The 25,422-nt window shown below is 64.3% G+C and carries 25 protein-coding genes; 9 read left to right on the top strand and 16 right to left on the bottom strand.

Annotation, left to right across the window (positions count from 1 at the left end):
• Nucleotides 1-185: 185 nt before the first annotated feature.
• The 4 genes from iolB (at nt 186) to phnN (ending at nt 4,080) form a co-directional block, all read left to right on the top strand.
• The gene (gene iolB / locus FJ471_RS27360) at nt 186-998 is read left to right on the top strand and encodes a 5-deoxy-glucuronate isomerase (RefSeq protein ID WP_140807832.1); all 813 of its coding nucleotides are present in this window, start codon (nt 186-188) and stop codon (nt 996-998) included.
• 486 nt (nt 999-1,484) lie between these two features.
• Nucleotides 1,485-2,192 carry a DUF1045 domain-containing protein gene (locus FJ471_RS27355; protein ID WP_140807831.1) on the top strand — a complete coding sequence of 236 codons (708 nt, stop codon included), beginning with the start codon at nt 1,485-1,487 and terminating at the stop codon, nt 2,190-2,192.
• 125 nt (nt 2,193-2,317) lie between these two features.
• Complete coding sequence (locus FJ471_RS27350; protein ID WP_140807830.1) at nt 2,318-3,457, top strand: alpha-D-ribose 1-methylphosphonate 5-triphosphate diphosphatase; 1,140 nt, start codon at nt 2,318-2,320, stop codon at nt 3,455-3,457.
• Entirely contained in the window at nt 3,454-4,080 is a 627-nt protein-coding gene (gene phnN, locus FJ471_RS27345; protein WP_181179776.1) for a phosphonate metabolism protein/1,5-bisphosphokinase (PRPP-forming) PhnN, read from the top strand. Before FJ471_RS27350 ends, phnN begins: the two co-directional genes overlap by 4 nt.
• 73 nt (nt 4,081-4,153) lie before the next feature.
• On the opposite strand, the gene FJ471_RS27340 is transcribed toward phnN, so the two are convergent.
• The 7 genes from FJ471_RS27340 to FJ471_RS27310 all read right to left on the bottom strand — a co-directional run bounded on the left by FJ471_RS27340 (nt 4,154) and on the right by FJ471_RS27310 (nt 11,305).
• Nucleotides 4,154-4,969 (bottom strand): ATP-binding cassette domain-containing protein, encoded by an 816-nt coding sequence (locus tag FJ471_RS27340; protein WP_140807829.1) that lies wholly within the window; start codon nt 4,967-4,969, stop codon nt 4,154-4,156.
• Entirely contained in the window at nt 4,969-5,706 is a 738-nt protein-coding gene (locus FJ471_RS27335) for an ABC transporter permease (protein WP_318014091.1), read from the bottom strand. Before FJ471_RS27335 ends, FJ471_RS27340 begins: the two co-directional genes overlap by 1 nt.
• Before the next feature lie 3 nt (nt 5,707-5,709).
• On the bottom strand, nt 5,710-6,456 hold the full coding sequence (locus FJ471_RS27330; RefSeq protein WP_224670321.1) for an ABC transporter permease subunit: 747 nt from the start codon (nt 6,454-6,456) through the stop codon (nt 5,710-5,712).
• A 194-nt stretch (nt 6,457-6,650) separates the two neighbouring features.
• A complete protein-coding gene (locus FJ471_RS27325) occupies nt 6,651-7,493 on the bottom strand; it encodes a transporter substrate-binding domain-containing protein (protein WP_224670320.1) in 843 nt (280 codons plus the stop codon).
• A 185-nt stretch (nt 7,494-7,678) separates the two neighbouring features.
• Nucleotides 7,679-8,674, bottom strand: a complete 996-nt coding sequence (locus FJ471_RS27320; RefSeq protein ID WP_140807827.1) for an ABC transporter permease — start codon at nt 8,672-8,674, stop codon at nt 7,679-7,681.
• Nucleotides 8,671-10,236 carry a sugar ABC transporter ATP-binding protein gene (locus FJ471_RS27315; protein WP_140807826.1) on the bottom strand — a complete coding sequence of 522 codons (1,566 nt, stop codon included), beginning with the start codon at nt 10,234-10,236 and terminating at the stop codon, nt 8,671-8,673. Before FJ471_RS27315 ends, FJ471_RS27320 begins: the two co-directional genes overlap by 4 nt.
• 106 nt (nt 10,237-10,342) lie before the next feature.
• The gene (locus FJ471_RS27310; RefSeq protein WP_140807825.1) at nt 10,343-11,305 is read right to left on the bottom strand and encodes a sugar-binding protein; all 963 of its coding nucleotides are present in this window, start codon (nt 11,303-11,305) and stop codon (nt 10,343-10,345) included.
• Nucleotides 11,306-11,932: 627 nt separating this feature from the next.
• Between FJ471_RS27310 and FJ471_RS27305 the strand changes: the two genes are divergently transcribed.
• Both FJ471_RS27305 and FJ471_RS27300 read left to right on the top strand, forming a co-directional pair.
• On the top strand, nt 11,933-13,045 hold the full coding sequence (locus FJ471_RS27305) for a LacI family DNA-binding transcriptional regulator (RefSeq protein WP_181179774.1): 1,113 nt from the start codon (nt 11,933-11,935) through the stop codon (nt 13,043-13,045).
• 107 nt (nt 13,046-13,152) lie between these two features.
• On the top strand, nt 13,153-13,950 hold the full coding sequence (locus FJ471_RS27300) for a methyltransferase domain-containing protein (protein ID WP_140807824.1): 798 nt from the start codon (nt 13,153-13,155) through the stop codon (nt 13,948-13,950).
• Between the two features lie 41 nt (nt 13,951-13,991).
• Here FJ471_RS27300 and FJ471_RS27295 read toward each other — a convergent pair whose 3' ends face one another.
• Nucleotides 13,992-14,696, bottom strand: coding sequence for a YafY family protein (locus FJ471_RS27295; RefSeq protein ID WP_140807823.1), 705 nt, complete (start codon nt 14,694-14,696; stop codon nt 13,992-13,994).
• Nucleotides 14,697-14,822: 126 nt separating this feature from the next.
• Between FJ471_RS27295 and FJ471_RS27290 the strand changes: the two genes are divergently transcribed.
• Nucleotides 14,823-15,458, top strand: coding sequence for a LysE family translocator (locus FJ471_RS27290; RefSeq protein WP_140807822.1), 636 nt, complete (start codon nt 14,823-14,825; stop codon nt 15,456-15,458).
• A gap of 138 nt (nt 15,459-15,596) precedes the next feature.
• Here the strand turns inward: FJ471_RS27290 and FJ471_RS27285 are convergent, their stop codons facing one another.
• The 8 genes from FJ471_RS27285 to FJ471_RS27250 form a co-directional block, all read right to left on the bottom strand.
• Complete coding sequence (locus FJ471_RS27285; protein WP_140807821.1) at nt 15,597-16,688, bottom strand: 3-deoxy-7-phosphoheptulonate synthase; 1,092 nt, start codon at nt 16,686-16,688, stop codon at nt 15,597-15,599.
• A 457-nt stretch (nt 16,689-17,145) separates the two neighbouring features.
• Nucleotides 17,146-17,940, bottom strand: coding sequence for an SDR family oxidoreductase (locus tag FJ471_RS27280; protein ID WP_140807820.1), 795 nt, complete (start codon nt 17,938-17,940; stop codon nt 17,146-17,148).
• Nucleotides 17,941-18,191: 251 nt separating this feature from the next.
• Nucleotides 18,192-19,184 (bottom strand): inositol 2-dehydrogenase, encoded by a 993-nt coding sequence (iolG, locus tag FJ471_RS27275; RefSeq protein WP_140807819.1) that lies wholly within the window; start codon nt 19,182-19,184, stop codon nt 18,192-18,194.
• A 78-nt stretch (nt 19,185-19,262) separates the two neighbouring features.
• On the bottom strand, nt 19,263-20,033 hold the full coding sequence (locus tag FJ471_RS27270) for an ATP-binding cassette domain-containing protein (protein ID WP_140807818.1): 771 nt from the start codon (nt 20,031-20,033) through the stop codon (nt 19,263-19,265).
• A gap of 2 nt (nt 20,034-20,035) precedes the next feature.
• Entirely contained in the window at nt 20,036-21,112 is a 1,077-nt protein-coding gene (locus tag FJ471_RS27265) for an ABC transporter permease (RefSeq protein WP_140807817.1), read from the bottom strand.
• Between the two features lie 192 nt (nt 21,113-21,304).
• Nucleotides 21,305-22,246: a sugar ABC transporter substrate-binding protein gene (locus FJ471_RS27260; RefSeq protein WP_140807816.1), complete on the bottom strand. Its 942-nt coding sequence runs from the start codon at nt 22,244-22,246 to the stop codon at nt 21,305-21,307.
• A 159-nt stretch (nt 22,247-22,405) separates the two neighbouring features.
• A complete protein-coding gene (locus tag FJ471_RS27255) occupies nt 22,406-22,675 on the bottom strand; it encodes a hypothetical protein (protein ID WP_140807815.1) in 270 nt (89 codons plus the stop codon).
• Between the two features lie 188 nt (nt 22,676-22,863).
• Nucleotides 22,864-23,895, bottom strand: a complete 1,032-nt coding sequence (locus tag FJ471_RS27250) for a LacI family DNA-binding transcriptional regulator (RefSeq protein ID WP_140807814.1) — start codon at nt 23,893-23,895, stop codon at nt 22,864-22,866.
• Nucleotides 23,896-24,077: 182 nt separating this feature from the next.
• On the opposite strand from FJ471_RS27250, the gene FJ471_RS27245 reads away from it, so the two are divergent.
• Both FJ471_RS27245 and FJ471_RS27240 read left to right on the top strand, forming a co-directional pair.
• Complete coding sequence (locus FJ471_RS27245) at nt 24,078-25,175, top strand: fatty acid desaturase family protein (RefSeq protein WP_140807833.1); 1,098 nt, start codon at nt 24,078-24,080, stop codon at nt 25,173-25,175.
• A gap of 37 nt (nt 25,176-25,212) precedes the next feature.
• Nucleotides 25,213-25,422: Rieske 2Fe-2S domain-containing protein (locus FJ471_RS27240; protein WP_140807813.1), on the top strand; the 210-nt coding region annotated here is incomplete at its 3' end.

Below are 25,422 nucleotides of genomic sequence, written 5' to 3'. Positions count from 1 at the left end.
TACATGACCGCTCCAGACTTGCGCCGCCGCCGCTATTTTGCCTCTTGCCCAAGAGGGGCCGTCCATACATGACGAAGTTCGGAGGCCTCGGCCAATCTCGAAGGTTTTGCGGTTGTCATTTTCAAATCCTGCAAAAACCTCCGGGTCCGCAATCCGGCAGAGCCAATGGAATTAGGAGAGACAAAATGTCGAAACTCATCGTCAAGGCCGACAAGGGCCACGGCCACGTCGCTCACGTCACGCCGCAAAGCGCCGGCTGGACCTATGTCGGTTTCGACCTGCATCGGCTTAAAGCGGGCGAGACGGCGTCCGGCAAGACCGGCGACCGCGAGGTCTGCCTGGTCTTCGTCACCGGCAAGGGCAAGGCGTCGGCCGGCGGCAAGGACCTCGGCCTGCTCGGCGAGCGCATGTCGCCCTTCGAGGGCAAGCCGTGGTCGGTCTATGTGCCGCAAGGCGCCGACTGGTCGGTCACCGCGGACACCGAGCTGGAGCTCGCTGTCTGCTCGGCGCCGGGCTTAAGCGGCGGCCTGCCGGTGCGCGTCATCGGGCCCGACGATCTCGGCCAGGAAGTGCGCGGCAAGGGCACCAACACGCGCTACGTCACCAACATCCTGCCCGAGGGCAAGCCGGCGGATTCGCTGCTGGTGGTCGAGGTGATCACGCCCGGCGGCCACACGTCGAGCTATCCGCCGCACAAGCACGACCAGGACAACCTGCCGGCGGAATCCTATCTCGAGGAGACCTATTACCATCGGCTCAACCCGCCGCAGGGCTTTGCCTTCCAGCGCGTCTATACCGATGCCGACCGCAACGGCGTGCGCGAGCTGGACGAAGCGATGGCGATCGAGGACGGCGATGTCGTGCTGGTGCCGAAGGGCTATCACCCCTGCGCGGCCTGCCACGGCTACGACCTCTACTACCTCAACGTCATGGCTGGGCCGAAGCGGACGTGGAAATTCCACAACGCGGCCGAGCACGAATGGTTGATGAAGGCCTGATTGGGGGGGGTGTTGGTATTCAGGTGATGCCGGCCTGCAAATGGCGGCTTCCTGCGCTTCCGGTGCCCACGTACTTCAAGTACGCTCCGCTCCGGCCTTCGCCGGCCGAAGCCCTCACAAGCGCCTCCGCTCTATGAAGGCTACGGCCGGCGTGGGCCGGTTGTCGGAAGCCACCCAGTTTGGTCGCTTCGCGCCCGTCTTCGACTCCGACTCGGCCTGACCTGAATCTCAACACACCCTAAGCAGCTCGGCAAAGCCGTTGGTCCAGTTGGAAAAAATCGTCGGCTAACGACCTTGCGGCTGGACTTGCCTTCGAAAACCCATGAAAGCTTCGTCAATCCGTCATGGAAATCACCTATGGCAGCGGTTCCGGTGCATGTCGCCGCAAACGCTCCGGCGTTTTTGGGGCACGACCTGCCAAGACAATGACTTGAAGCGTGTCGCATGATCCTTCGGGGCGCGCAGCGCGCTTGACGAGGAACGACCATGCGCTACGCCATCTACTACACCCCGGGACAGGACGAGCCGTTGGCGCGCATTGCCGCCAACTGGTTGGGCCGCGACCCGTTCGGCGCGGCGACGCGGCCAGTCGAGGCCGTGGGCGACCTGTCGGCCGCGGAGGTCGCCTTCCACACCGCCTCCGCCAGGCGTTATGGGTTCCACGCGACGCTGAAAGCGCCGTTCCGGCTGGCACCGAACGAGACGGAAGCCTCGCTGCGCGCCGCGCTCGACGGTTTCGCCGAGGCGACGCCGCCGGTCATCGTTCCGCGTCTGGTCGTCGGGCAGATCGACGGGTTCTTCGCGCTGGTGCCGGAAACGCAGTTTGCACCGCTCAACGATTTCGCCGGCGAGGTGGTGCGCGCCTTCGATCCGTTCCGGGCGCCGCTGACCGAGGCCGAGATCGAGCGCCGCAGTCCCGACGCGCTGAAGCCGGACGAGTTCCGCAACCTCTGCCAATGGGGCTATCCCTACGTCTTCGACACGTTCCGCTTCCACATGACGCTCTCGGGGCGCGTCGGGCCACAGGAAAGCCCACGTCTTCGTGCAGCGATAGACGGCCTGTTCGCCGACGTGCTGCGGCAGCCGGTGCCGGTGGATGCGCTGACCTTGTTCGTCGAAAGCGAGCCCGGCGCGCCGTTCATGGTGCTTTCCCACCATGCGCTTGGCCGCGGCCCTGCCCGCAAGACCGCCTAGGGCGGATCAGCGGAAACGCTGAACCGCCCTATCTTTAGTTTTACGCAATTCCGGACGGAAAACCGCAAAGCACTTTTCCTGGAATTGCTCTGATTTGACCGCCGACCGAGATAGGACCGCCCGAGATGACCGCCGAAACCGTTCTCACCAATGCCCGCATCGTGCTGCCCGACGAGATCGTCGAGGGCTCGCTGTTGTTGCGCGACGGCCTGATTGCCGCCGTCGAACCGGGCGCTGCCCGCGCCGGCGAGGACATGGGCGGCGACTACATCGTCCCCGGACTCGTCGAGCTTCATACCGATCACCTCGAAGGCCATTACGCGCCGCGCCCGAAAGTGCGCTGGAACCCGATCGCCGCCGTGCTTGCCCATGACGCCCAGGTGGCGACCGCGGGCATCACCACCGTGCTCGACGCCTTGCGCGTCGGCATGGACGAGGATGCCGACCTGAAGTCCGACGACGTCCGCAAGCTGGCCGACGCGATCGAGGACAGCGTGCGCCAGGATCGGCTGAGAGCCGACCATTTCATCCACCTGCGCTGCGAAGTCTCGGCGCCGGACTGCCTCGATGCCTTCGCCAATTTCGAGACCGACGACCGGGTGAAGCTCGCGTCGCTGATGGACCATGCGCCCGGACAGCGCCAGTTCGTCAATCTCGAGACCTATGCCTATTACTACCAGCGCAAGCTGAAGCTGACCGACCGCGACTTCCAGAAGTTCTGCGAAAAACGGATGGCGGACTCGGCCCGCAATTCCGGCCCGAACCGCGTCTTCATCTCGACCGCCTGCCGTGAGCGCGGCATCGTGCTGGCGAGCCACGACGACGCGACCGCGGGGCATGTCGACGAAGCGATCGAGCAGGGCGTGCGCGTCGCCGAGTTCCCGACGACGGAAGAGGCGGCCAAGGCCTCGAAGGCAGCGGGCCTCGGCGTGCTGATGGGCGCGCCGAACGTCATGCGCGGCGCCTCGCATTCCGGCAACGTCTCGGCGCGCACGCTTGCCGCCGACGGCCTGCTCGACATCCTGTCGTCGGACTACATCCCCTTCAGCCTGATCCAGTCGGCTTTCTTCCTCGGCGATGTCGTCGAGGGCATCTCGCTGCCGCAGGCGGTCGCCATGGTGTCGAAGAACCCGGCCGAAGCGATCGGCCTCTCCGATCGCGGCATCATCGAGCCGGGCCGCCGCGCCGACCTCGTGCGCGTGCGCGTCGACGACCATGTGCCGGTCGTGCGCACCGTGTGGCGCCAGGGCAGCCGGGTCGCATGATGGTTTCGGCCCTCATCGAGCGCGAGCTGGCCGAGACCTTGCCGATCCGCAACGGCGTCTTCGTCGCGGTGGTCGGCCCGAGCGGCGCCGGCAAGGATACGGTCATCGGCTACGCCAAGCAGCGCTTTGCCGGCGAGACGCGGCTGGAATTCGTGCGCCGGGTCATCACCAGGCCGAGCGATACGGCGAGCGAGGACCACGACACGCTGGCCGATGCCGCCTTCGCCGAAGCCGAGGCCGACGGCGCCTTCTCGCTGTGCTGGGACGCGCATGGCCTGCGCTATGGCCTGCCTGCCGATGTCGACTGGGTTGTGGCGAACGGCCATGTGGCGGTCGCCAACGTATCCCGCGCCGTCATCCCGGCGCTGCGCGAACGCTACGCCAATCTGGCCGTGGTCGAGATCACGGCGACGCCGGAGATCCTCGCCGAGCGACTTGCGGCGCGCGGCCGCGAATCGCGCGGCGAAGTGCTTGCCCGCCTGGCGCGCAGCACGAGCGTCAAGCTGACGGGACCGGACGTCACGCCGATCGACAACAGCGGCGACAAGGAGGCCGCCGGCGAGCGCTTTGCCGAGGTGCTGCGCAAGGCGATGGCATTCTCGGATCTGTCGGACATGATCTAAGACATGCGGATATTCAGGTGAGGCCGGCCTGACCTGAATCTCAGCACATCTTGGCGCCGAGCAAGGTGCGGCTTCACTTATTGAAGTTGGCGATGAACTGCTTGAACTGCGGCGTCGGCGGCCTGGCGAACATTTCCTTCGGTTCGCCAACCGTGTCCACCTCGCCCTTGTGCAGGAACATCACCTTGCTCGACACGTCGCGGGCAAAGCCCATTTCGTGCGTGACGACCAGCATGGTGCGGCCTTCTTCGGCCAGAGAGCGCATGACGCGCAGCACCTCGCCGACCAGTTCCGGATCGAGCGCGGATGTCGGCTCGTCGAACAGCATCACCTTGGGGTTCATCGCCAGCGCCCGCGCGATTGCCGCGCGCTGCTGCTGGCCGCCCGACATGTGCGGCGGATAGTAGTTGCGGCGTTCCCATATGCCGACGCGCTTCAGCAAGGCCTCGGCCTGCTCCAGGCACTCCGCGCGCGGCCGCTTCAGCACATGCGTCGGCGCGGCGACGAGGTTCTCCAGCACAGTCATGTGCGACCACAGATTGAAGCTCTGGAAAACCATGGCGAGGTTGGCGCGGATCCGCTCCACCTGGCGGATGTCGGCCGGCATTTGATGGCCGTCGCGGCTTTGCTTCATCTTGATGAGCTCGCCGTCGACCCGCACCTCCCCGGAATCCGGGGTCTCCAGGAGATTGATACAGCGCAGCATCGTGCTCTTGCCGGAGCCCGATGAGCCGAGGATGGAAATGACGTCGCCCTTGTGGGCCTCGAGCGAAATGCCCTTGAGCACCTCATGATCGCCGAAGCACTTGCGCAGGTCCTTGACGCTGATGGCTGCCTTGTCGTCCGGGGACGATGCCGCTTGCGCGGCAGTAGCGACATTTGCCGACATCACAACACCTCCGGGACGAGTTTGACTTGCTGGCCCTGCTCAGGCGGGGGGCGCAGATGCGGTGAAAGCCGGTATTCGACCCAGGCGAACAGCCGGGCGATCGACAAATTGAGAAGCAGGTAGATCACACCGGCGCAGGTCAGCACCTCGATCGGCCGGAACGTGTCGTGCTGGATCTTCTGCGCCGTTCCCATCATCTCCATGATGGTGACCACGGAGGCGAGCGCGGTCGCCTTGGTCATGAGGATGATTTCGGTCGAATAGGCCGGCAGGGCGAGCCGCAACGCGATCGGCAGCGTGACGAGGCGGAAACGGGTGAAAGCCGACATGCCGAATGCCTTGGCCGCCTCGATCTGGCCGACAGGCACCGCCCGCAGCGCACCGCGGAATATCTCGCTCTCATAGGCGGCCGTGTTCAAGGCCATGGCGACGATCGTGCAATACATCGGATCGCGCAGGATCGGCCACAGGATCGGGCTGTGGCGGACGAAGTCGAACTGGGAGAGCCCGAAATAGATCAGATAGAGCTGCACCAGCAGCGGCGAGCCACGGAAGACGAAGACATAGGCGCGGGTGAAATACTCGCCGAATTTGTGGCCGGAAGCGCGCAGCCAGGTCAGGCCGGTGGCGATGACAAGGCCGAAGGCGATGCCGAAGAACCAGATCTCGAGCGTCAGCGGCAGCGCCTTCAGCACGCTCCACATGGTCGAAAGGTAGAAGTCGAAATCCACCGCCACCCCTCACTTCGGCCGCGTGAAACTGCGCGAGGTGTAGCGCTCGGCCTTCTCGAAGATCGGCGTCGAGATCGAGGTCATCACCAGGTAAAGGATGCCGGCTACCGTGTAGAAAAGCAGCGAATGATGCGTCGAACGCGCCGCCTTGTTCGCGGTCAGCATCAGCTCGGCGACGCCGGTGACCGAGATCAGCGCCGAATCCTTGATGGTCAATTGCCAGACATTGCCCAGCCCCGGCACCGCGAGGCGCAGGACCTGAGGCATGATCACGAGGCGAAAGCGCAGCCAGGCCGACATGCCGTAGGCGCGCGCCGCTTCCAACTCACCGCGGTGGATCGCCAGGAACGACCCGCGAAAAACCTCGGCCTGGTAGGCGCCGGAAATGATGCCGACCGCGAGAACGCCGCCGAGGAAGCTCGGCATGTTCAAGATGTCGGTCGAGCCGATCGATCCGGTGGACCTGGCCACGCCGGTCAGGACCTGCGTGCCGCCATAGTAGAACAGGTAGATGATCAAAAGTTCCGGCTCGCCGCGAAACACGGTGGTGTAGCTCTCGCCGATGAACCTCAGTCCGCCGCGATACGAAAGCTTGGCCGCCGCCACAAGCGAGCCCAGCACGGCGCCAATCAGCATCGAGACGACGGTGACGGCGAGTGTCCAGCCGATGCCCCAGAGCAGTTGCACGCCCCAACCGGCGGCCAACAGCTCATAGGCCGTCGACACCTGGTCCTTGAGATCGCTGAGAAACTCCACTTACGGCTCCTGCGGGCGCCGAGATAGGTATCGACGGGTTGCCTGCCTTTGATGCGCTCTCCCAAACCGCCGCGCACTTTCGGGCGACATGCACTTCATTTTGTGCATGTCGTTTTCCCGGAACCGCTGGGCACTTTCGGGCGACATGCACTCAATGCAAAACGGGAGCAGCCTTGGCTGCTCCCGTTGCGACATTACTTGGTAATGTCGATCTTGAACCACTGCATGGAGTATTTCGACACCGAGCCGTCATCGAGCGCGGCTTTGAGCGCCTTGTTGTAGATGTCCTGCAGGTCCTTGTCGGTCTTGCGGAAAGCAGCGCCGATGCCCGGCCCGAGGATCGGACCGCCCTTGAACTGCGGGCCGACGAATTCCAGGTCCTTGGCATCCGGCTTGGCCAGCGTGCCGAGGAAATAGGTGGTGTCGGCGAAAGCGACGTCGATGCGGCCGGCCATCAGGTCGAGGTCGTGCTCGTCGGTGGTCTTGTATTCATGGACGCTGGCGACATCCTTGAGATACTTGTCGGCGAAGGTCGCCTCCGTGGTCGAAACCTGCAGGCCGACATTCTTGCCGGTCAGCTCCTTGCGCAGCGTGTCGAGCGCAGCCTTGGATTCGGCGTCGTCCTTCGACAGATCGATCATCTTGCCGCTGTTGGAGAGCTGCGCCAGCGGGCCGTTCTTGTCGGCCAGGAAAGCCACCGGCGAAGAGGCGTAGGGGATCGAGAAGTCGATGGTCTTCATCCGCTCTTCGGTGATCGACATGCCGTCCATGACGATGTCGAACTTGCCTGCGGTGAGGCCGGGAATGACGCCGTCCCAATCCTGCGCAACGATGTTGCATTCCAGCTTCGCACGGCCGCAGACGTCGTTGAGGATGTCCACCTCGAAGCCGACGATCTTGCCGCTGGCGTCGGTCTGGTTCCAGGGGGCATAGGAACCCTCCATGGCGACCGTCACGGTCTTCCAGTCCTTGGCCATGGCCGGGGTCGAGCAGGTCAGCGCCAGCGCCGCGAGCGCAATCCAACGTGTTGATGTCACGGTAATTCCTCCCATATTTTGTTCTTGGAGCCCTCAGATACCAATTGCTTAGCGCAGCCCCGATTCTCCGACAAGGGCCGTTTTCCGGTTCACGCGTTGTTGCAATTCGTCCACAAATCCGGACTTGCCCGGCGGGTATCCCGCGAGCATCGATCCAATCAGGACCGTCGCTTGAGAAAGTAAAGCTACTCCGCCGGCGCTCCGGCGACGTTCTGGCGAGTCGCCTCCATCATCCGGCGCCGGGCGCGGAAGACGCCCCACTGCTGGTCGACCAGCACGCCGATCAGGATCACGCCGCCCATCACCGCGAAGTTGAGCGAGGAGGGGATGCCGAGCAGATTGACCAGGTTCTGCAGCTCCTGCAGCAGCACGGTGCCGAGGATGACACCGACCAGCGAGCCTTCGCCGCCGCGCAGCGAAAAGCCGCCGAGCACTGCGGCTGCGATCGCATAAAGCTCATAGAACTGGCCGTGGCTCGCCGGCGAGATCGAGCGCGTGTACATGGCGAAATAGATTGCCGACAGCGCCGTCAGCACGCCGCAGATGACATAGGCCGATGTCACCACCCGGTCGGTGCGGATGCCTGAATATTTCGCCGCCTCCTCGTTCTTGCCGATCGCATAGAGATAGCGGCCGAACACCGAACGGTGCAGCACCACCCACATGACGATGGAGATGACGATCAGCGCGATGAAGCTGTTCGGTACGCCACCCGAACGGCCTGCCGTCAGGAATTCGAGGTCCGGGAAATTCTGACCGAAGGCAAAGCCCGCCGTGCCGTCGGCGGTATAGAAGCGCGCCACGCCGCGATAGATCAAGAGGCCGCACAGGGTCACCACGAAAGGCTGCAATTTGAGCCGCGTGATCAGCCAGCCATGCACGAAGCCGATGATTGCGCCGAGCACCAGGATAAGCACGAAGGCCAGCGGCCAGTTCACCTCGCGCACCGCGATGAAATCGATGAACAGCGTGCCGAGCAGGGCGATCAGCGAGCCGACCGACAATTCGATGCCGCCGGTGATGATGACGAAGGCCTGGCCGATCGACAGGATGCCGAACAGCGCTACCAGGTTGGAAGTGTTGGCGAGGTTGATCGTCGACAGGAAGCGCGGGTTGATGGCCGTCACCACCGCGCCGACCACCAGAATCAGGATCAGCAGGCCGAGATCTTTCTTGCTCATTCAACTCCTCCCGCCGCTTGCAGCAGTTTCGGCTTCTTGCCGACCGCCAGCAAGAGCACGTTCTCCTGGCTGAAATCTTGCCTGTCGAGGATGCCGGAGATCTGCCCCTCATGCATGACCGCGATGCGGTCCGACACGCCGATCACCTCTTCCATGTCGCTGGAGATCATCAGCACGGCGACGCCGGCATCGGCCAGCGCCCGCATCAGCCCGTAGATCTCGGCCTTGGCGCCGATGTCGATGCCGCGCGTCGGCTCGTCCAGGATCATAACCTTGGGGTCCATCGCCAGCCACTTGGCCAAGACCACCTTCTGCTGGTTGCCGCCCGACAGCGTGCCGGTGCGGGTCAGCACCGACGGCGCCTTGATGCCGAGGTTCTTTTTTTGTTTTTCGGCCGTCGCGAGCTCGGCGCCGGTGGAGACCAGCGAGCGCCTGGCATGCGCCGGCAGGTTGGGCAGCGAGATGTTCTGCGCGATCGAGAGGTCAAGCAGGATGCCGGTGAGCTTGCGGTCCTCCGGCACCAGGAAGATGCCATTCGCCACCGCGTCGGCGGCCGAGCCGACATCGAGCGGCTTGCCGTCGAGCGTGACATTGCCGGCGAGCCGCTCGTCGATGCCGAACAGCACGCGCGCCAGTTCCGTGCGGCCGGAACCGACCAGGCCGGCGAGGCCGAGGATCTCGCCACGCCGCAACTCCAGGCTGACCGGCCGATCGGGATAGGTGCTGGTGCGGATGGCATGCGCCGACAGGGCTACGCTGCCCGGCGCGCGGGCGGCTTCGCCCGCCTTCTCGCGTTCCTTCAGCATGCGGCCGATCATCAGCCTGACCATCTCGTCGTGATTGATCTGGTGTTTCGCCAGCGTGCCGGCCAGCGTGCCGTCACGCAGCACCACGACGCGGTCGGCGACGCGCTCGATCTCATGCAGCCGGTGCGAGATGAAGATGACGCTGATGCCTTCGGCCTTCAGACCCTTGATGACGTCGAGCAGCTTTTCGGTCTCGGCGATCGGCAGGCTGGAGGTCGGCTCGTCGAGGATCACAAGCCGGGCCTTGATCGACAGCGCCTTGGCGATCTCGACCATCTGCTGCTGGGCGAGCGACAGCGACGCCACCGGCGCGTCGGCCGAGAAATTGGCGCCGACGCGCTTCAACAGCGGCGCCACCATCTCGCGCAGCTTCGCGCGGTCGACCAGCTTCAGCGGCCCGGCGCGCAGCGGCTCGCGGCCGAAGAAGATGTTGGCGGCGACGTCGAGGTTTTCGAAGAGGTTGAGCTCCTGGTGCACGAAGGCGATGCCGGAACCGATGCTTTGTTCGACGATGAGCCCGTCATGCGCCGCGCCATCGACGGTGACGGTGCCGCTGTCGGGCCGCGTCACGCCGCCGAGGATCTTCATCAGCGTCGATTTGCCGGCGCCGTTTTCGCCGACGAGGCCGATGACCTCGCCGGGCCGGACCTCCATCGAGAACCTGTCCAGCGCGACAACACCCGGATAGGTCTTGCGCACGGCCTCCAGGCTCAGGAACGGAGCGGTGTTTGGGTGAGTGGTGTCGATAGAGATCATCACGCCTGATAGCAGCCGGTGGGCCACAGACTGACGGGCCTTGGCGGCCCCGTCAATACGAACGCCGGCTCAAGGAGACCCTCGAGCCGGCGCAACTGTCTTGGACTTAGTTGCCCGCCATCGCCTTGAGGTTGGCGGCGTAGGCGTCGACGTCATCCTTGCCGATGATCTTGGTCGGGATGATGATCAAATTGCCGGCCGGGATGCCCGACTTGTCGCCCTTGAGGTAGGCGGCCATCAGCTTCATGCCCTGATAGGCCCATTCGAAGGGCTGCTGCACCACCGTCGCGGCGACGGTGCCTTCCTTGACGCCGCCGAGCGTGATCGGATCGTCATCGAAGCCGACGACGGTGATCTGGCCGAGCTTGCCGGCGTCGCGCAGCGCTTCATAGATGCGCGGCGTGTTGTAGGAATAGAAGCCGACCATGCAGGTGATGTCGGGGCTGGCGACCAGCGCGTCCTCGACATTCTTCTTGGCGCGCGCCTGGTCGATGTCGTCGCCGCGCACGTCGACGAGTTCGATCTTGCTGCCGGCTAGGCCGTCCTTCATGCCCTGGATGCGCTCCTTGGCGTTGTCGGCGCCGAGCAGGCCGACGAAGCCCAGGCACTTGCCGCCGTTCGGCATCGCCTTCTTGGCGATCTCGGCCGCCTGCTTGCCGGCATCGACGTTGGACGAGCCGATATAGGCGACGCGCTTGGTCTGCGGGGCATCGGAGTCGGTGGTGAACAGCGCGGTTTCCGAAGCGATCTTGTTCAGCCCGTCGGTCGAGGTCTTGGGATCGACGGCCGAGACCATGATGCCCTTGACGCCTGCCGTCACCAGATCGTCCATCAGCCGCTGCTGGATGGCGACCGAGGACTGTTCCGGATATTTGAGCTCGAGATTGTAGTCGGGCAGCTCGCCCTGCGCCTTCTTCACGCCGGCTTCCGCCGCCTTCCAGAAGTCTGACGCACCGTTGACGACGAAGGCCAGCGTCGGCTTGTCGTCCGCGCGGGTAACCGCCGTGGCCGCAAGTCCGATGAGCAGGGCCGCCGCGGCGACAGATGCGTTACGGATCATGGATTTCATAGTTCAACCTCCCTTGTAGAACTTGCCTGTAGAACTCGTCGCCGATGTCTCGGCTGCGGCCCGGACAACCCTCCTCCTCAAGGGTGTGGCGCAAAGGTCCGCCGACTTAAGAACGGTGCCGATCCGGCCGCGGTCGAGACACTAGACACTCATGTGGCGTTCGTAAATAGTCCGATTTGTCTGACATTTTCGTGAAATGGAGCGCGCGCCCAATCCGACATGCCGCCGAGCTCCGGGCAGGCGTCCTTCACACTTTGCCGGCACCGAGCGGAAGCCCGGACGGTTACGACGAGTTGACAGTAGAACGCTTACGGCTATTAGTAAAGAGTATTAGTTATGAAGCCGAAACGCGCGTTTTCGAAGCGGAGAAGACGCTGATCGCAAGACGCGCCGGGAGTGAGGAGAGCGAGCGCCGCAAGGCCTGCAGCTGCGCGGAAAGCATCGAAATTGTCAGCACTACTGACCTTGTCCGACCGGTTTCGTCGCGAAGCGGCGCAGCTGGCGATTTGCACGTGATGCTTGCTAATATCTATTAGCAAGGCATAATCTCGATAGGCGTGCCGACCTCGACCATCTTGCCGTTGCCGCCGCCTTTGCTCTAGAGCCGGCTGGGTTTGGGAAACGACCATGAGTGAACCGACGGAACTGCGCGATCCTCCCGGGGCTTCCAGGCGCCGCAAGCCGGCAGCCAAGCCCAAGGGACGCGTCACCATGACGGACATCGCGCGCGCCGCCGGCTGCTCGCAGGCGACGGTGTCGTTCGTGCTCAACAATTCGCCGGGCATCAGGCTGTCGCAGCAGACTCGCGACCGGGTGATCGAGGCAGCCCGAGCGCTGGGCTATTCGCCGCCGGTCTTCTCGGCGCTTCGGCCGCCCGTGACGCCGTTCGAAGGCCTCGACGGCGTGATCGGTTTCGCGGTCGACCAGCTCGCCACCAGCCCCGAGGCGGTGGTCGCCATCGAGGGCGCGCGGCAGGCCTCATGGAACGCCGGCAATGTGCTTCTGGTGGCGCAGACCATGGGCGACGCGGTGATGGAGCCGCGCGCGATTTCAGCGCTGACGCGGCGCGGCATCTCGGCGCTGATCTACATGACCATCTTCACCCGCGAGATCGCCGCGCCGGATTTCCTCTACAGCCTCGACGTCCCGGTGATCCTGCTCAACTGCTATACCGCCGACTATGCCTTCCCGGCGGTGGTTCCCTCCGAGATCGCCGGCGGCCAGAGCGCCACCAGGCATCTGATTGCCCATGGCCATCGCCGCATCGCCACCATCACCGGCGAGCCGTGGATGCAGGCGGCGCAGGATCGGCTGAAAGGCTATCGTCGCGCCTTGGCCACCGCCGACATCCCGTTCGATCCGGAATTGGTGGTCGAGGGCGACTGGTCGGCCAGCGCCGGCTACGCCGCGACGGTCAAGCTGCTCGGGCTCAAGGAGCGCCCCACCGCCATCTTCTGCCAGAACGACCGCACCGCGATCGGCTGCTACGAGGCGCTGAAGGAAGCCGGCCAGCATATCCCGCGGGACATCTCCGTGGTGGGCTATGACGACGAGGAAATCGCCCGCCATCTCTTCCCGCCGCTGACCACCTCCATCCTGCCGCATCTGGCGATGGGCCAATGGGCGATCGAGCAGCTCGAGACGCCGCCGACGCCCGGCCGCGGCCGCTATCCCATCACCAAGCTGGAGTGCCCACTGGTGGAGCGGGAGTCGGTCGCGACCGTGAAATCGCCTACATAAAGCGCCGGGTTACTCGAGTTATCTTCGCTCCCGATGATGCCGATTGCCCGGCGCCTATGCAGCAGCTGCGCCGTCGTTTAGCTTAGGCTGATGAATGGGAGGCTCAGATGACGTCCACCTTCACCGTCCGTGCGGCATCCGGTTATGAGCAACTGATGGGACGCTGGAGCCGCAGGCTCGCGCCCAAGTTCATCGACTTCGCCGGACTTGCCCCGGGCGAGACGATCCTCGATGTCGGCTGCGGCACCGGCAGCCTGACCTTCGAGCTGGCAAAATCGGCCGATCTTGCCGAAATCCAGGCCATCGACTTTTCGCCCGTCTTCGTCGAGGCGGCCAAGCAGCGCAACAGCGATCCGCGGATTACCATCAGCCAGGGCGACGCCACGGCGCTGCCATTCGCCGACAATGCGTTCGACCGCGCGCTGGCGCTGCTGGTGCTGCACTTCGTGCCGGAAGCCAGCAAGGCGGTGGCCGAGATGCGCCGCGTCGTGCGGCCGGGCGGCGTGGTCGCGGCCGTGGTCTGGGACCACTATGGCGGCATGAGCGGCATGCGCATGATGATCGACACGGTGGCGGCGCTCAGCGAAGGCGGGCGCCAGATGCGCAGCCGCTACTGTTTCCAGCCGATGGTGCAGCCGGGCGAGATGAAGCGGGCCTTCGTCGAGCAAGGCCTGGCCGATGTCACCGAGACCGAGCTGATGATCCGCATGGATTACGCGGATTTCGACGACTTCTGGGCGCCGATCGGCGCCGGCGAAGGCCCGCTCGGCAGATACATGACACTGGACGCGGCCGAGCGGGAGCGCGTCGAGGCTGCCGTGCGCGATGCCTATCAGGCTGGCAGGCCCGACGGCCCGCGATCCTTCGCCAATGTCGCCTGGGCCTGCCGCGGCATCGTGCCCTGAAATTCACGTCGACAGCGCAGAATCGCTGATTTGGCAACGCCTCAATTGCCGGCGGCGGCCGCGGCATTGATCTCCCAGCCGTCGACCCAGACCTGCCGCAGCCGGTCGCCTTCGCCCTTGAACCATAGGCCCGCCGCCCGGCAATCCTCGATGCGGTCGCTGCGGAAATTGCGGATGGCCTGGCGCAGTTCGCACCAGGCGACGATGTTGGCGGTCTCGGCATAATAGATCAGCGCGACCGGGCGGATGATGCGGTCGGTCGCGCGTCCCGCCTCGTCGCGATAGGAGAGGCTGAGCTTCTCCTCGTCGCGGATGGCGCGGCGAACCAGCGCAAGGTCGATGGCGGAAGCGGAAGGTGCGGCAAAACCCCAGGCATGAAGGGCATTGGCGTCGAGGGCCTGCCGCAAGGGCGACGGCACCGCGCCGGCGATCTTGGCGCCGACGCGTTTTGCCGCCTGCTTGAGCTCGTCGTCGCCGGTGCGTTCGAGCAGCGCCAGCGACAGCACGATCGCTTCCATCTCCTCGATGGAAAACATCAGCGGCGGCAGGTCGAAGCCGGGGCGCAATATGTAGCCGATGCCGCGGCCGCCCTCGATCGGCACGCGCATCGCCTGCAGCGCGGCGATGTCGCGATAGACCGAGCGCACCGTCACCTCCAGTTGTCCGGCCATCATAGCCGCGGTCACCGGCTTCCTGGCCAGACGCAGGATCTGGATGATCTCGAACAGGCGCGAGGCCTTGCGCATTTTTCCACCCGATCGAAACGCAACTGACACATCCCCGTCAGTTGGAGTGACCTACAGGGCCGCCTACCCGCTTGAAAATCAACAGATTCCTTTTTGCCCCTGCGACCGAAGCGACAGGCAACTGACATGAGCTATGCCGAAAACCTCTGGCTGTTCTTCGTGCTTCTGTTCGGCATCATCGCCGTTCCGGGCATGGACATGCTGTTCGTGCTGGCCAATGCGCTGACCGGCGGCAGCAACCGAGGCCTGGCGGCGACCGCCGGCATCATGCTCGGCGGCGCGGTGCACACGCTGAACGGCGCGATCGGGATCGGCCTGCTCATGCATTTCGTGCCGATCCTGTTCACGCCGCTGCTGATCGCCGGCGCCGCCTACATGGCCTATATCGGCATTTCGCTGATGCGCAGCTCGATCACCGTCGGCGATAATGGGCCCACGGGGAGCCGCTCGGCCTGGAAGGCGTTTCGCCAGGGACTGGTCACCTGCCTGATCAATCCGAAGGCCTATCTCTTCATCCTCGCCGTCTATCCGCAATTCCTGAAGCCGGCTTACGGTCCGATCTGGATGCAGGCGACGATCATGGGATTGCTGACGGTCGCCACACAGGCGGCGATCTATGGCGGGCTTGCCGTCACCGCCGGCCGCAGCCGGGGACTGCTGATCGACAATCCAAAGGCGACCATACTTGCAGGCCGGGCGGCAGGGCTGCTTTTGTTTGCCGTTTCGATATTCACGGCCTGGGAAGGGCTGGGGGCGGCGTGAATTCCTGCCAGGGAGCCCACGCCGCACCTTACGAATACCCCTCATCCGTCTCGGCGCTGCGCGCCGATCCACCACCCGGGGGCGAGCCACGGGTCTCGCCCCGTCCTTCGGACCCTACAAGGGGAGAAGGAAGAGGCGTCACGCCGCGCCCTGGCGGCTGGCGAGCGTCTCGCGCTTTACCGACCGGCGCCATTCGACGGCGCCGGCGAGGCCGTGCAGGACCGTCTCGGTGGTCGCCCAGTCGATGCAGCCGTCGGTGATGCTCTGACCGTAGACGAGCGGCTTGCCGGGCACGACATCCTGCCGGCCGGCGACGAGATTGCTCTCGATCATGACGCCGATGATGCGCTCGTCGCCCGCCGCGACCTGGCCCGCCACGTCATGCGCGACCTTCGGCTGGTTCTCGGGCTTCTTGGCGCTGTTGGCGTGGCTGACATCGATCATCAGCCGCGGCGCGACGCCGATGGGGCCGAGCTCCGCGGCAGCGGCGTCGACGCTTGCGGCATCATAATTCGGCGTGATGCCGCCGCGCAGGATGACATGGCAATCCTCGTTGCCGGTGGTCGCCGCGATGGCGCTGCGGCCGCCCTTGGTCACCGCCATGAAATGATGTGGCTTGGCAGCCGACTTCACCGCTTCGCCGGCGATCCTCAGGTTGCCGTCGGTGCCGTTCTTGAAGCCGACCGGACAGGACAGGCCCGAGGCCAGCTCGCGATGGATCTGGCTTTCGGTGGTGCGCGCGCCGATGGCGCCCCAGGCGACGAGGTCGGCAATGTATTGCGGCGTCGTCATATCGAGGAACTCGGTCGCCGCCGGCAGGCCGAGATTGTTGACGGCCGACAGCACGTTGCGCGCCATGCGCAAGCCCTTGTCGATGTTGAAGCTGCCGTCGAGATCGGGATCGTTGATGAGACCCTTCCAGCCGACCGTGGTGCGCGGCTTCTCAAAATAGACGCGCATGACGATCTCGAGCCGGTCGGCCAGGGCCTCGCGCAGCGCCGCCAGACGGCTGGCGTAGTCCACGGCGGCGACCGGATCGTGAATGGAACAAGGGCCAACGATGACGACCAGTCGATCGTCGGCCCCCGTGAGGATGGAGTGGATGGCGTTGCGCGAGGCGGCAACGGTGCGCGTCGCCGTGAGCGAGCGCGGTATCTCGCGCATCATGTCGTCCGGCGTGCTCAGGACTTTGAGTTCTCTGACCCGAAGGTCGTCTGTGGTGGTCAACACGGCTTTCTGCTCCTGGTTAGGAGACCTGCCGGCTGAAACAAAAAGGCCGCCAGGTCTGGCGGCTTGTCGGATTTTGATCTGGAGTTTTCAGATCGAGCGCAATCCTCCCGCCGCCAGCGAGCTACCGTAGCTAAAGTACCAAAACGAGGCGGTCAGGTGGATCATGCGGCTCATATAGTCGATGCGAAGGCGGTTGTCACCTGCAGACGGCAGGCAATTTCAGCTGGGGGCCGAACCGCGATTTCGTCATCCCAGGGCGAAGCAGCCGCGCAGCGGCGTCGCGAAGACCCTGGGTCCATTCCGTTGCCTTGGCCGAAGAGCGCGGCGGTGCAGAATTCTGGACCGCTGCAACGCTCTGGAGTCGCGGCATGGATCCTCGGGTCTGCGTCGCGTCGCTTCGCTCTTTGCTCCGCCCGTGGATGACGAAGCGATGGGCGTCGCTGTTAGCTACCCTGCTCTACTCCCCGACCACGCCAGCGATGTTCTGGTCGTAGTCGACCAGCGAGCCGGTCATGACGCCGGCCTGGGGGCTGACCATGTAGGTGATCAGCCGGGCAAGCTGGGCAGGCTTGACCAACTGGCCCATCGGCTGCGAAGCCTCGGCCTTTGCCAGCCAGTCGTCCGGCGCATCATGCCATTTCTTCTGGACGAGATCCTCGCCCTCTGTGTCCATCCAGCCGGGCAGCACGGCGTTGCAGCGAATGCGGTTCTTCCGATACGAGCTCGCGACATTCTTGGTCAGCGTCATCAGCGCGCCCTTGCTTGTCGAATAGGGCGTGAGAAAAGACTGGCCGGCATGCGCCGACATCGACAGCACGTTGACGATCGAGCCCGGCGCCTTGCGCTCCAAAAGATGCGCGACGAGACCCTGCATCAGGAAGAAGGGGCCGCGCACATTGGTGTCGAAGATCTGGTCGAAGAGCTCCTCGGTGGTCTCCACCAACGATCCCCGCGCGGAGGTGGCGGCGGCGTTGACCAGCGCGTTCAGCGTGCCGAAATGCTTGATCGCGGTCTCGACGGCGCGCTTGCAGTCGGCGACCTTGGCGACATCGGCGCTGATGAAGATGGCGTCGACGCCGCTTTTCTTGAGCACTGCGACCGCCTTGTCGCCCTTCTCCTGCGAGCGGCCGATCAGCGCCAGCGCGCGGCAGCCCTCATCCGCCAAGGCCTCGGCAACCGCGAAGCCGATGCCCTGCGCGCCGCCGGTGACGATGGCGCGCGTTTCCGAATTGCGACCGGCTGATGCGCTCATCGCTGTGCTCCTATGTTTTTGACTGCCAATGGATTTTCGAGGTTCATTGAGGTTCCGATCGGTTACTCGGTGTCCTGTCGCAACGTTGATGACTTGGTCGAAGAGCCCTCGACTTCGTCATCCTAGGGCGAAGCAGGAGCGAAGCTCCGTCGCGGAGACCCTAGGATGACGACGCGATGGATGTTCCGGCTAATCGCCAACCCTTGCAGACCAACAAACCGACCATCCTTCAAAGCGTTCGCCCAGCCGGACTAGTCGACGCGGACGGTCTTGCCCGTCTTCGCCGATTTCAGCGCCGCATCGGCCAGCTTCAGCGCGATCAGCCCGTCCTTGCCGCTCGGCGCTGCCTTCTTGCCCGCCGTTGCAGCCGCTATGAAGGAAGCGATCTCATTGGCGTAGGCGTCGATGTAGCGGGTCATGAAGAAATCGTGCAGCGGCGGGCGAGTGTAGCCCTTGTCGTTGGCGAGCTCGATCGACACCGGCCGTTGGTTCTCGGCCGCGACCATGCCCTTCGAGCCATGCACCTCGATGCGCTGGTCGTAGCCATAGGTGGCGCGGCGCGAATTGGAGATGACGGCCTGCTTGCCGGAGGCGGTTTCGAGAATGACGCTGACCGAGTCGAAATCGCCCGCGTCGCCGATCTTCTTGTCGACCAGCACCGAGGCATGGGCGCTGACGGCGACCGGCTCCTCGCCAAGCAGGAAGCGCGCCATGTCGAAATCATGGATGGTCATGTCGCGGAAGATGCCGCCGGAGCGGGCGATATAGTCGAGCGGCGGGGCGCCGGGATCGCGCGACGTGATGGTGACCATCTCGACCGTGCCGATGGCGCCGTCGTCGATCGCCTTGCGTACGGCGGCGAAATGCGGATCGAAGCGGCGGTTGAAGCCGACCATCAGCGTGGCTTTGGTCTTCTCGACCACCGCCAGGCATTTTTCCACGCGCTTGACGGAGAGATCGATCGGCTTCTCGCAGAAGATCGCCTTGCCGGCCTTGGCGAAGCGCTCGATCAGGTCGGCATGAGTGTCGGTCGGCGTGCAGATGATGACGGCGTCGATATCCCCGGACTTCTCGATGGCATCGATGGTGCGGACTTCCGCGCCATAGGCGGCGGCGAGCTCCGTCGCCGCTTTCTCGAAGGCGTCGGCCACGGCCACCAGCCTGGCCTGCGGATTGGAGCCGACGGCGCGGGCGTGCACCTTGCCGATGCGGCCGGCGCCGAGAAGAGCGAAACGCAGTGTCATGGAATGTCCTTCGAGATGGTTCTGAAAGCTGTCCGCGCCGGGCGGCGCGGATGGTTGGTTTGTCCGTCGTGATGCCGGTCAGGCGGCCTGCAGCTCGGCCTGACCGGTCTTGGCGCCGGTGATGTAGGCGACGATGTCGTTGCCGTCGGTGTCCTGCTTGCGCAGGTTGGCGACGATCTTGCCGCGGCGGAAGACGACGATGCGGTCGACCAGGTCGAACACCTGGCGCATGTTGTGGCTGACTAGGATCAGCGGCTCGCCGTTTTCCTTCAGCGTGCGGATGATGTTTTCGACCTGCGCCGTTTCCTGCACGCCGAGCGCTGCCGTCGGCTCGTCCATGATGATCAGCTTGGAGGCGAAGGTCGCGGTCCTGGCGATCGCCACGCACTGGCGCTGGCCGCCCGACATGTGGCGGATGGTGCTGGAAAGGTTCGGGATCTTCACCGCCGTGCGGATCAGCGCCGCCTCGGTCGCCTTGCGCATCGCCTTGCGGTCGAGGATCGAGAACGGCCCGAGATTGAAAAGCACCTTCTCGCGGCCGAGGAACAGGTTCGACGGCACGTCGAGGTCGTCGGCCAGAGCGAGGTTCTGGAACACGGTCTCGATGCCCGCCTCGCGCGCCTCGATCGGGCCGGAGAAATTCACCTCCTTGCCGTCGAACCAGACCTTGCCCTCGGTGCGCTGCTCGACGCCGGTGATCTGGCGCACGAACGTCGATTTGCCGGCACCGTTGTCGCCCATGATGGCGACATGCTCGCCCTTGCGCAGCTCGAAATTCGCCTCTTGCAAGGCGTGCACGCCGCCATAATGCTTGGTGAGATTTTCGGTCTTCAGAACGATGTCGGACATGTTCAAGCTCCTATCGCCCGGCGGCGCTGGCGCCATTGATCGAGAACGACCGCGCCGACGATGATTACGCCCTTGACCATCTCCTGATAATAGGCGTCGAGGCGCAGGAAGGTGAAGCCGGAAATGATGACGCCGAAGATCAGCGAGCCGATCACGGTGCCGATGATCGAGCCGCGGCCGCCCGACAGCGAAACGCCGCCGATGACCGCCATGGCGATGGCGTCGAGCTCGTACATCACGCCCATGCCGGCCTGGGCGGTGAGGTTCTTGGAGGAGAGCACCACGGCCGCAAGCGCGGCGAGAATGCCGGCAATGGCATAGACCAGCACCTTGTGGTTGGCGATCTTGATGCCGGACATGCGCGCGGCATCCTCGTTGGAGCCGATGGCGTAGCAGTGCTTGCCGTATTTCGTGTAGGTCAGGATGAGCTGGAACAGGATCGCCAGCGAGATGAAGATGACGACAGGCATCAGGCCCTTGCCGATGGCCGCGAAGCTGTCGGTCGGAAACGAGATCGGCTGGCCCTTCGACCACCATTTGGCGACGCCGCGGGCGGTGACCATCATGCCGAGCGTGGCGATGAAAGGCGGAATGCGGGTGTAGGCGATCAGCGCGCCGTTGATCAGGCCGGCGATCAGGCCGCAGCCGATGGCGACCAGCAGCGGCACGATGACCGGCAGGTCGGTCAGGCCGTAGTCGATGAACATCGCCTTGGGATTGGGATTGCCGTTGACGGTGGCGACCTGCGCGAAGCTCATGGCGATCATGGCGGTGGCGCCGACGATCGAACCCGAGGACAGGTCGATGCCGCCGCAGATGATGACCTGGGTGACGCCGATGGCGATGATGCCGACGATCGACACCTGCAGGATGATGATCTGCAGGCGCTGCTCGTTGAAGAGCCCGGAAACGTTCTCGCGGGTGTTGAACAGGAAGCTGTCGCCGAGGAAGACGCGGCCGATCAGCTCGAAGGCGGCGACGAGGATGACCAGCGCCAGGAACACGTTGAACTCGGCAGGCCATGGACGCTTCTTGGCGTCGTAACTCAAGCCGCCAATGCCATGCGATGACTGTGACACGTCTTCTTCCTCCGAATGACCGCGCCCGTTCTCCCGCCCTGTTGGGCGGGAGAGGAACAGAGCGGCGCCGCTTCATCAGCAGCCTATTTCAGCCAGTCCGATGCATCGCGGCACCACTCCGCGGTTTGTCTTGACGCAATTCCGTATGGAAAACCGCTACGCACTTTTCCTGGAATTGCGTTGGCGCAACCCTCAGTTCTTCTTCAAGAACTTGTCGATGTTCGCCGGGGTGACGAGCTGGAACGGGATGTAGACCTTGTGTTCCACCTTTTCGCCCTTGGCGAGCTTCAGCGCCGCGTCGAGCGCGCCGGCGCCCTGGCCGGCCGCGTCCTGGAAGACCGTCACGTCGAGATCGCCCGCCTGCATCGCGACGAGCGCATCCTGCGTGGCGTCGACGCCGCCGACCACGACCGCCTTCATGTCGACATTGGCGGCCTTCATCGCCTGGATGGCGCCGATGGCGCTTTCGTCGTTGTTGGCGATGACGCCATCGAACGCCTTGCCCGACGACAGCCAGTTGGTCATCAGGTTCTGGGCCTGGTCACGGTCCCAGTTCGAGGTCTGCTTGTCGATGATCTTGATGAAGCTGCAGTCCGGCGTGGCGATGACCTCCTCGATGTCCTTGGTGCGCTGCACCGCGGCCTGGTTCGAGAGCTCGCCCATGATCACATAGACATTGGCTTCCTTCTTGCCGGCTTCCTTGAACAGGCGGCAGGCTTCCTTGGTCTCGAGCGTGCCGGATTCGGCTTCGTTCGAAGCGACGAAGGCCTGGTTGTCGGGCAGCGTGTCGACATTGACCGGCTGGCGGTTGACATAGACCAGCGGGATCTTGGCGGCGGCGGCGGCATCCGACATCGCCTGCGTGGCCGAGGTGTCGACCGGATTGACGATGATGGCGTCGACGCCCGAGGCGGCGAAATTCTTGATCTGGTCGAGCTGCTTGGCCACGTCGTTCTGCGCGTCCTCGACCTGCAGCTCCACGCCGCTCATGCCCTTGGCCTGCGCGATCATGCCGTTGCGCAGCACGGTCAGGAAATTGTCGTCGAACTTGGCCATCGAAACGCCGATCTTGGCGGCGAAGGCGGATGAGCACATCAGCGCCGAAAGCGCGACGCCCAAAAGCAGTTTCTTCATTTTATCTCTCCTCCACTTGGTGTCCGGCTGCACCCATTTGAACCGGAATCCCCGGTTTGCCCGGGGAATCTCTCCCTGCGGCCATGCGGCGTCGCCATTCGAGTGGAACGCCTCTTCCTTCGTTCGAACAGACGTTCCGGAACGAAAGAACCAAAAAGCCTAGTTGGTGAAATATTTATTCCATTTCGTTTTGGAAACGTCAAGGGCGATTCCGATCGGAGCAGCCGGTTTTTCGATCCCGATGACCGCGACGAAGACCGCGACTGTCGCCGCATGGGCCAGAATCGCGGCAAAACCACCGTGAAAGAATCCATCAGGCTGATGGATTCTTTCACGGCGATTGCGTCGCTGCAGGGGTCGGTTCCCCGACACCGGGATTTTTGAAAGGTTGCCGTTTGTCTCGGCGCAACATTTTCCGTTCATTTCCATGAAATCAGTACAAACGCCGGGGATTGGTCGAGGCCGCCCCAACCTCGTCATTCCAGGGTCTTCGCGACGGAGCTTCGCTTCCTGCTCCGCCCTAGAATGATCGCGATGGGGCGTTTCGGCCAACCTCCAACGCATGCCGCCTGCCAATGCAAACGGAGCCGACCGGGCAAAATCCCTGTGCCCGAAGCCTAGATGTTTTCCGGCAGATAGATGTCGAAGGGCAGGAAGGTCTGTCCCGGCGCATTGGCGGCGCCGCTTTCGATGGCATGGGCCATCAGCCCGGCGAGTTCCCGGCAAAGCGCGGCAAGCGGCGTCGAGATCACCATGGTGAGGATGTTGTCGGCGAGTGCGGCGCGCGAGACGGCGTTGATCTCGTTGCAGATGACGACCGGCATCTCCGGCGGGTTCGCCACCCTCAGCGCCGAGACGGCACCTTCCATGCCGCCACCGGCGACATAGCAGCCGGCAAGATCGGGATGGCGCGCAAGGAGATCGAGCATGGCGTCATGCGTCACGTCATTGGCCTCGAGGTTGACCAGCGTCTCCATCACGGTGAAGTCCGGCGCATGCTCGCGAAAGAAGGAGCGGAAACCGATCTCGCGCAGTTCATGGCCATGGAAGCGATGGCTGCCGACGAACAGCGCGACCTTGCCCGGCTTCCTCGCCGCCTTGGCGATCATCCAGGCGGCGCTGCGCCCTACCTTGCGGTTGTCGAGCCCGACATAGCCCTCGCGGATGCCGGCGGCAAAATCGGACAGCAGCGAGAAGACCGGCTGCCCCCTCGCCTTCAGCGCCTCCACGACCGCCGTCAGCGTCGGGTGATCCGGGCCGACGACGGCGATGGCTCTCGACTTGGCCGCCAGCTTGCGCATCTGGCCGGCGATCTCGTCGGGCGCCAGCGACGTGGCGAAGTCGATCGCGGCAGTGCCGCGGAACCGTTGCGACTGCGCGACCGCCAGCTCGAGTTCCCGGGCGAAATCGCCATAGAAGACATCATTGCCCCTCAGCAGCAGGAAGCCGAGGCGATATTCCGGCAATTCCTGGCGCATGCGCTGCTTGATCAGCCCCGCCGCGTGATAGCCGATCTCGGTGGCGGCCTCGTAGACCCGGCGCGCCGTCTCCTCGCGCACCGGCAGGCGGCTGTTCAGCACCCTGTCGACGGTGGCGATGCTGACGCCCGAGACGCGCGCGAGATCGGTAATGGTCGGCCGCTTTGCCATGAATGCTCCATCGCTTACCCGAATGAGCCTACCTCCTTCTGATAGGAAATGATAGAAACTATCTTCCTGACGTTGAGACTATCATAGGCTGGCGGTATGTTGAAGTGGAAGCCAGCCATGGACGAGCCTGGACTTATCTGAGCCGCTCGCCAGATGCTGTTGGAGGAACCTGAATGACGGCCATGACGTCTTCCGCGGCGTCGCCACGCGACTACAGCCTGATCGGCCGCGACGCAAAGCGCGCGGTCGAGAGCGGGCTGGCGGCGGCCAAGTGGTACCACACCGAGATCCCGCGCAAGCAGATGAAGGAGCTGATGCAGCGCTCCGACCAGCCGGCGATCCGCGACACCATCATCTGGCTGGCCGCTTTCATGGTCAGCGCCGCTGGCGGCATCTGGTTCTGGGGCAGCTGGTGGTGCGTGCCGTTCCTGTTCGTCTACGGCACGCTCTACGGCTCCTCGACCGATTCCCGCTGGCATGAATGCGGCCACGGCACGGCCTTCCGCACGCAGCGGATGAACGACGCCGTCTACCAGCTCGCCTGCTTCATGATCATGCGCAACCCGGTGACCTGGCGCTGGAGCCACACGCGCCACCACACCGACACCATCATCGTCGGCCGCGACCCGGAGATCGCCGTCATGCGGCCGCCGGACCTTGCGCGCGTGGTGCTCAACTTCTTCGGCATCCTCGACGCCTGGCACGCGATGGTCGACATGGTGCGCAACGCCGCCGGCGTCATCAGCGCCGCGGAAAAGACCTTCATTCCCGAGCAGGAGCAGCCGAAGGCGATCCGCGTGGCGCGCATCTGGCTCGCCATCTACATCGCGGCCATCGCATTGGCCCTTTATCTGCATTCCTGGCTGCCGCTGATGCTGATCGGCCTGCCCCGCCTCTATGGCGCCTGGCATCACGTGATGACCGGCCTGCTGCAGCATGGCGGCCTCGCCGACAACGTCGTCGACCACCGCCTGAACAGCCGCACGGTGCTGATGAACCCGCTCAGCCGGTTCATCTACTGGAACATGAACTACCATGTAGAGCACCACATGTTCCCGATGGTGCCTTATCACGCGCTGCCTAAGCTGCATGAGATGATCAAGCACGACCTGCCGGCGCCGACGCCTTCGATCCTGGCCGGCTATCGCGAGATGGTCCCGGCCTTCCTGCGCCAGCTGCGCAACGAGGATTATTTCCTCAAGCGCGCGCTGCCGCCGACGGCGAAGCCCTACCGGGAAGAGCTGCACAACGACATTCCGATGGCGGCAGCTGCCGAGTGAGCGGCCCGACCACGACCATGAATTTCAGGAGGACGAGATGAGCGAGTGGGTCGAGGCGTGCGCGGCCGGAGACATCGATGAAGAGGACGTGATGCGTTTCGACCATGGCGGCCGCACCTTCGCCATCTATCGCAGCCCGGACGACGAATATTTCGCCACCGACGGCCTGTGCACGCATGAAAAAGTGCATCTGGCCGACGGGCTGGTGATGGATGACATCATCGAATGCCCCAAGCACAATGGCCGC

Source organism: Mesorhizobium sp. B2-7-1 (assembly GCF_006440735.1).
Classification (GTDB): Bacteria; Pseudomonadota; Alphaproteobacteria; order Rhizobiales; family Rhizobiaceae; genus Mesorhizobium.
This window is presented reverse-complemented; position numbering and strand designations above follow the sequence as displayed.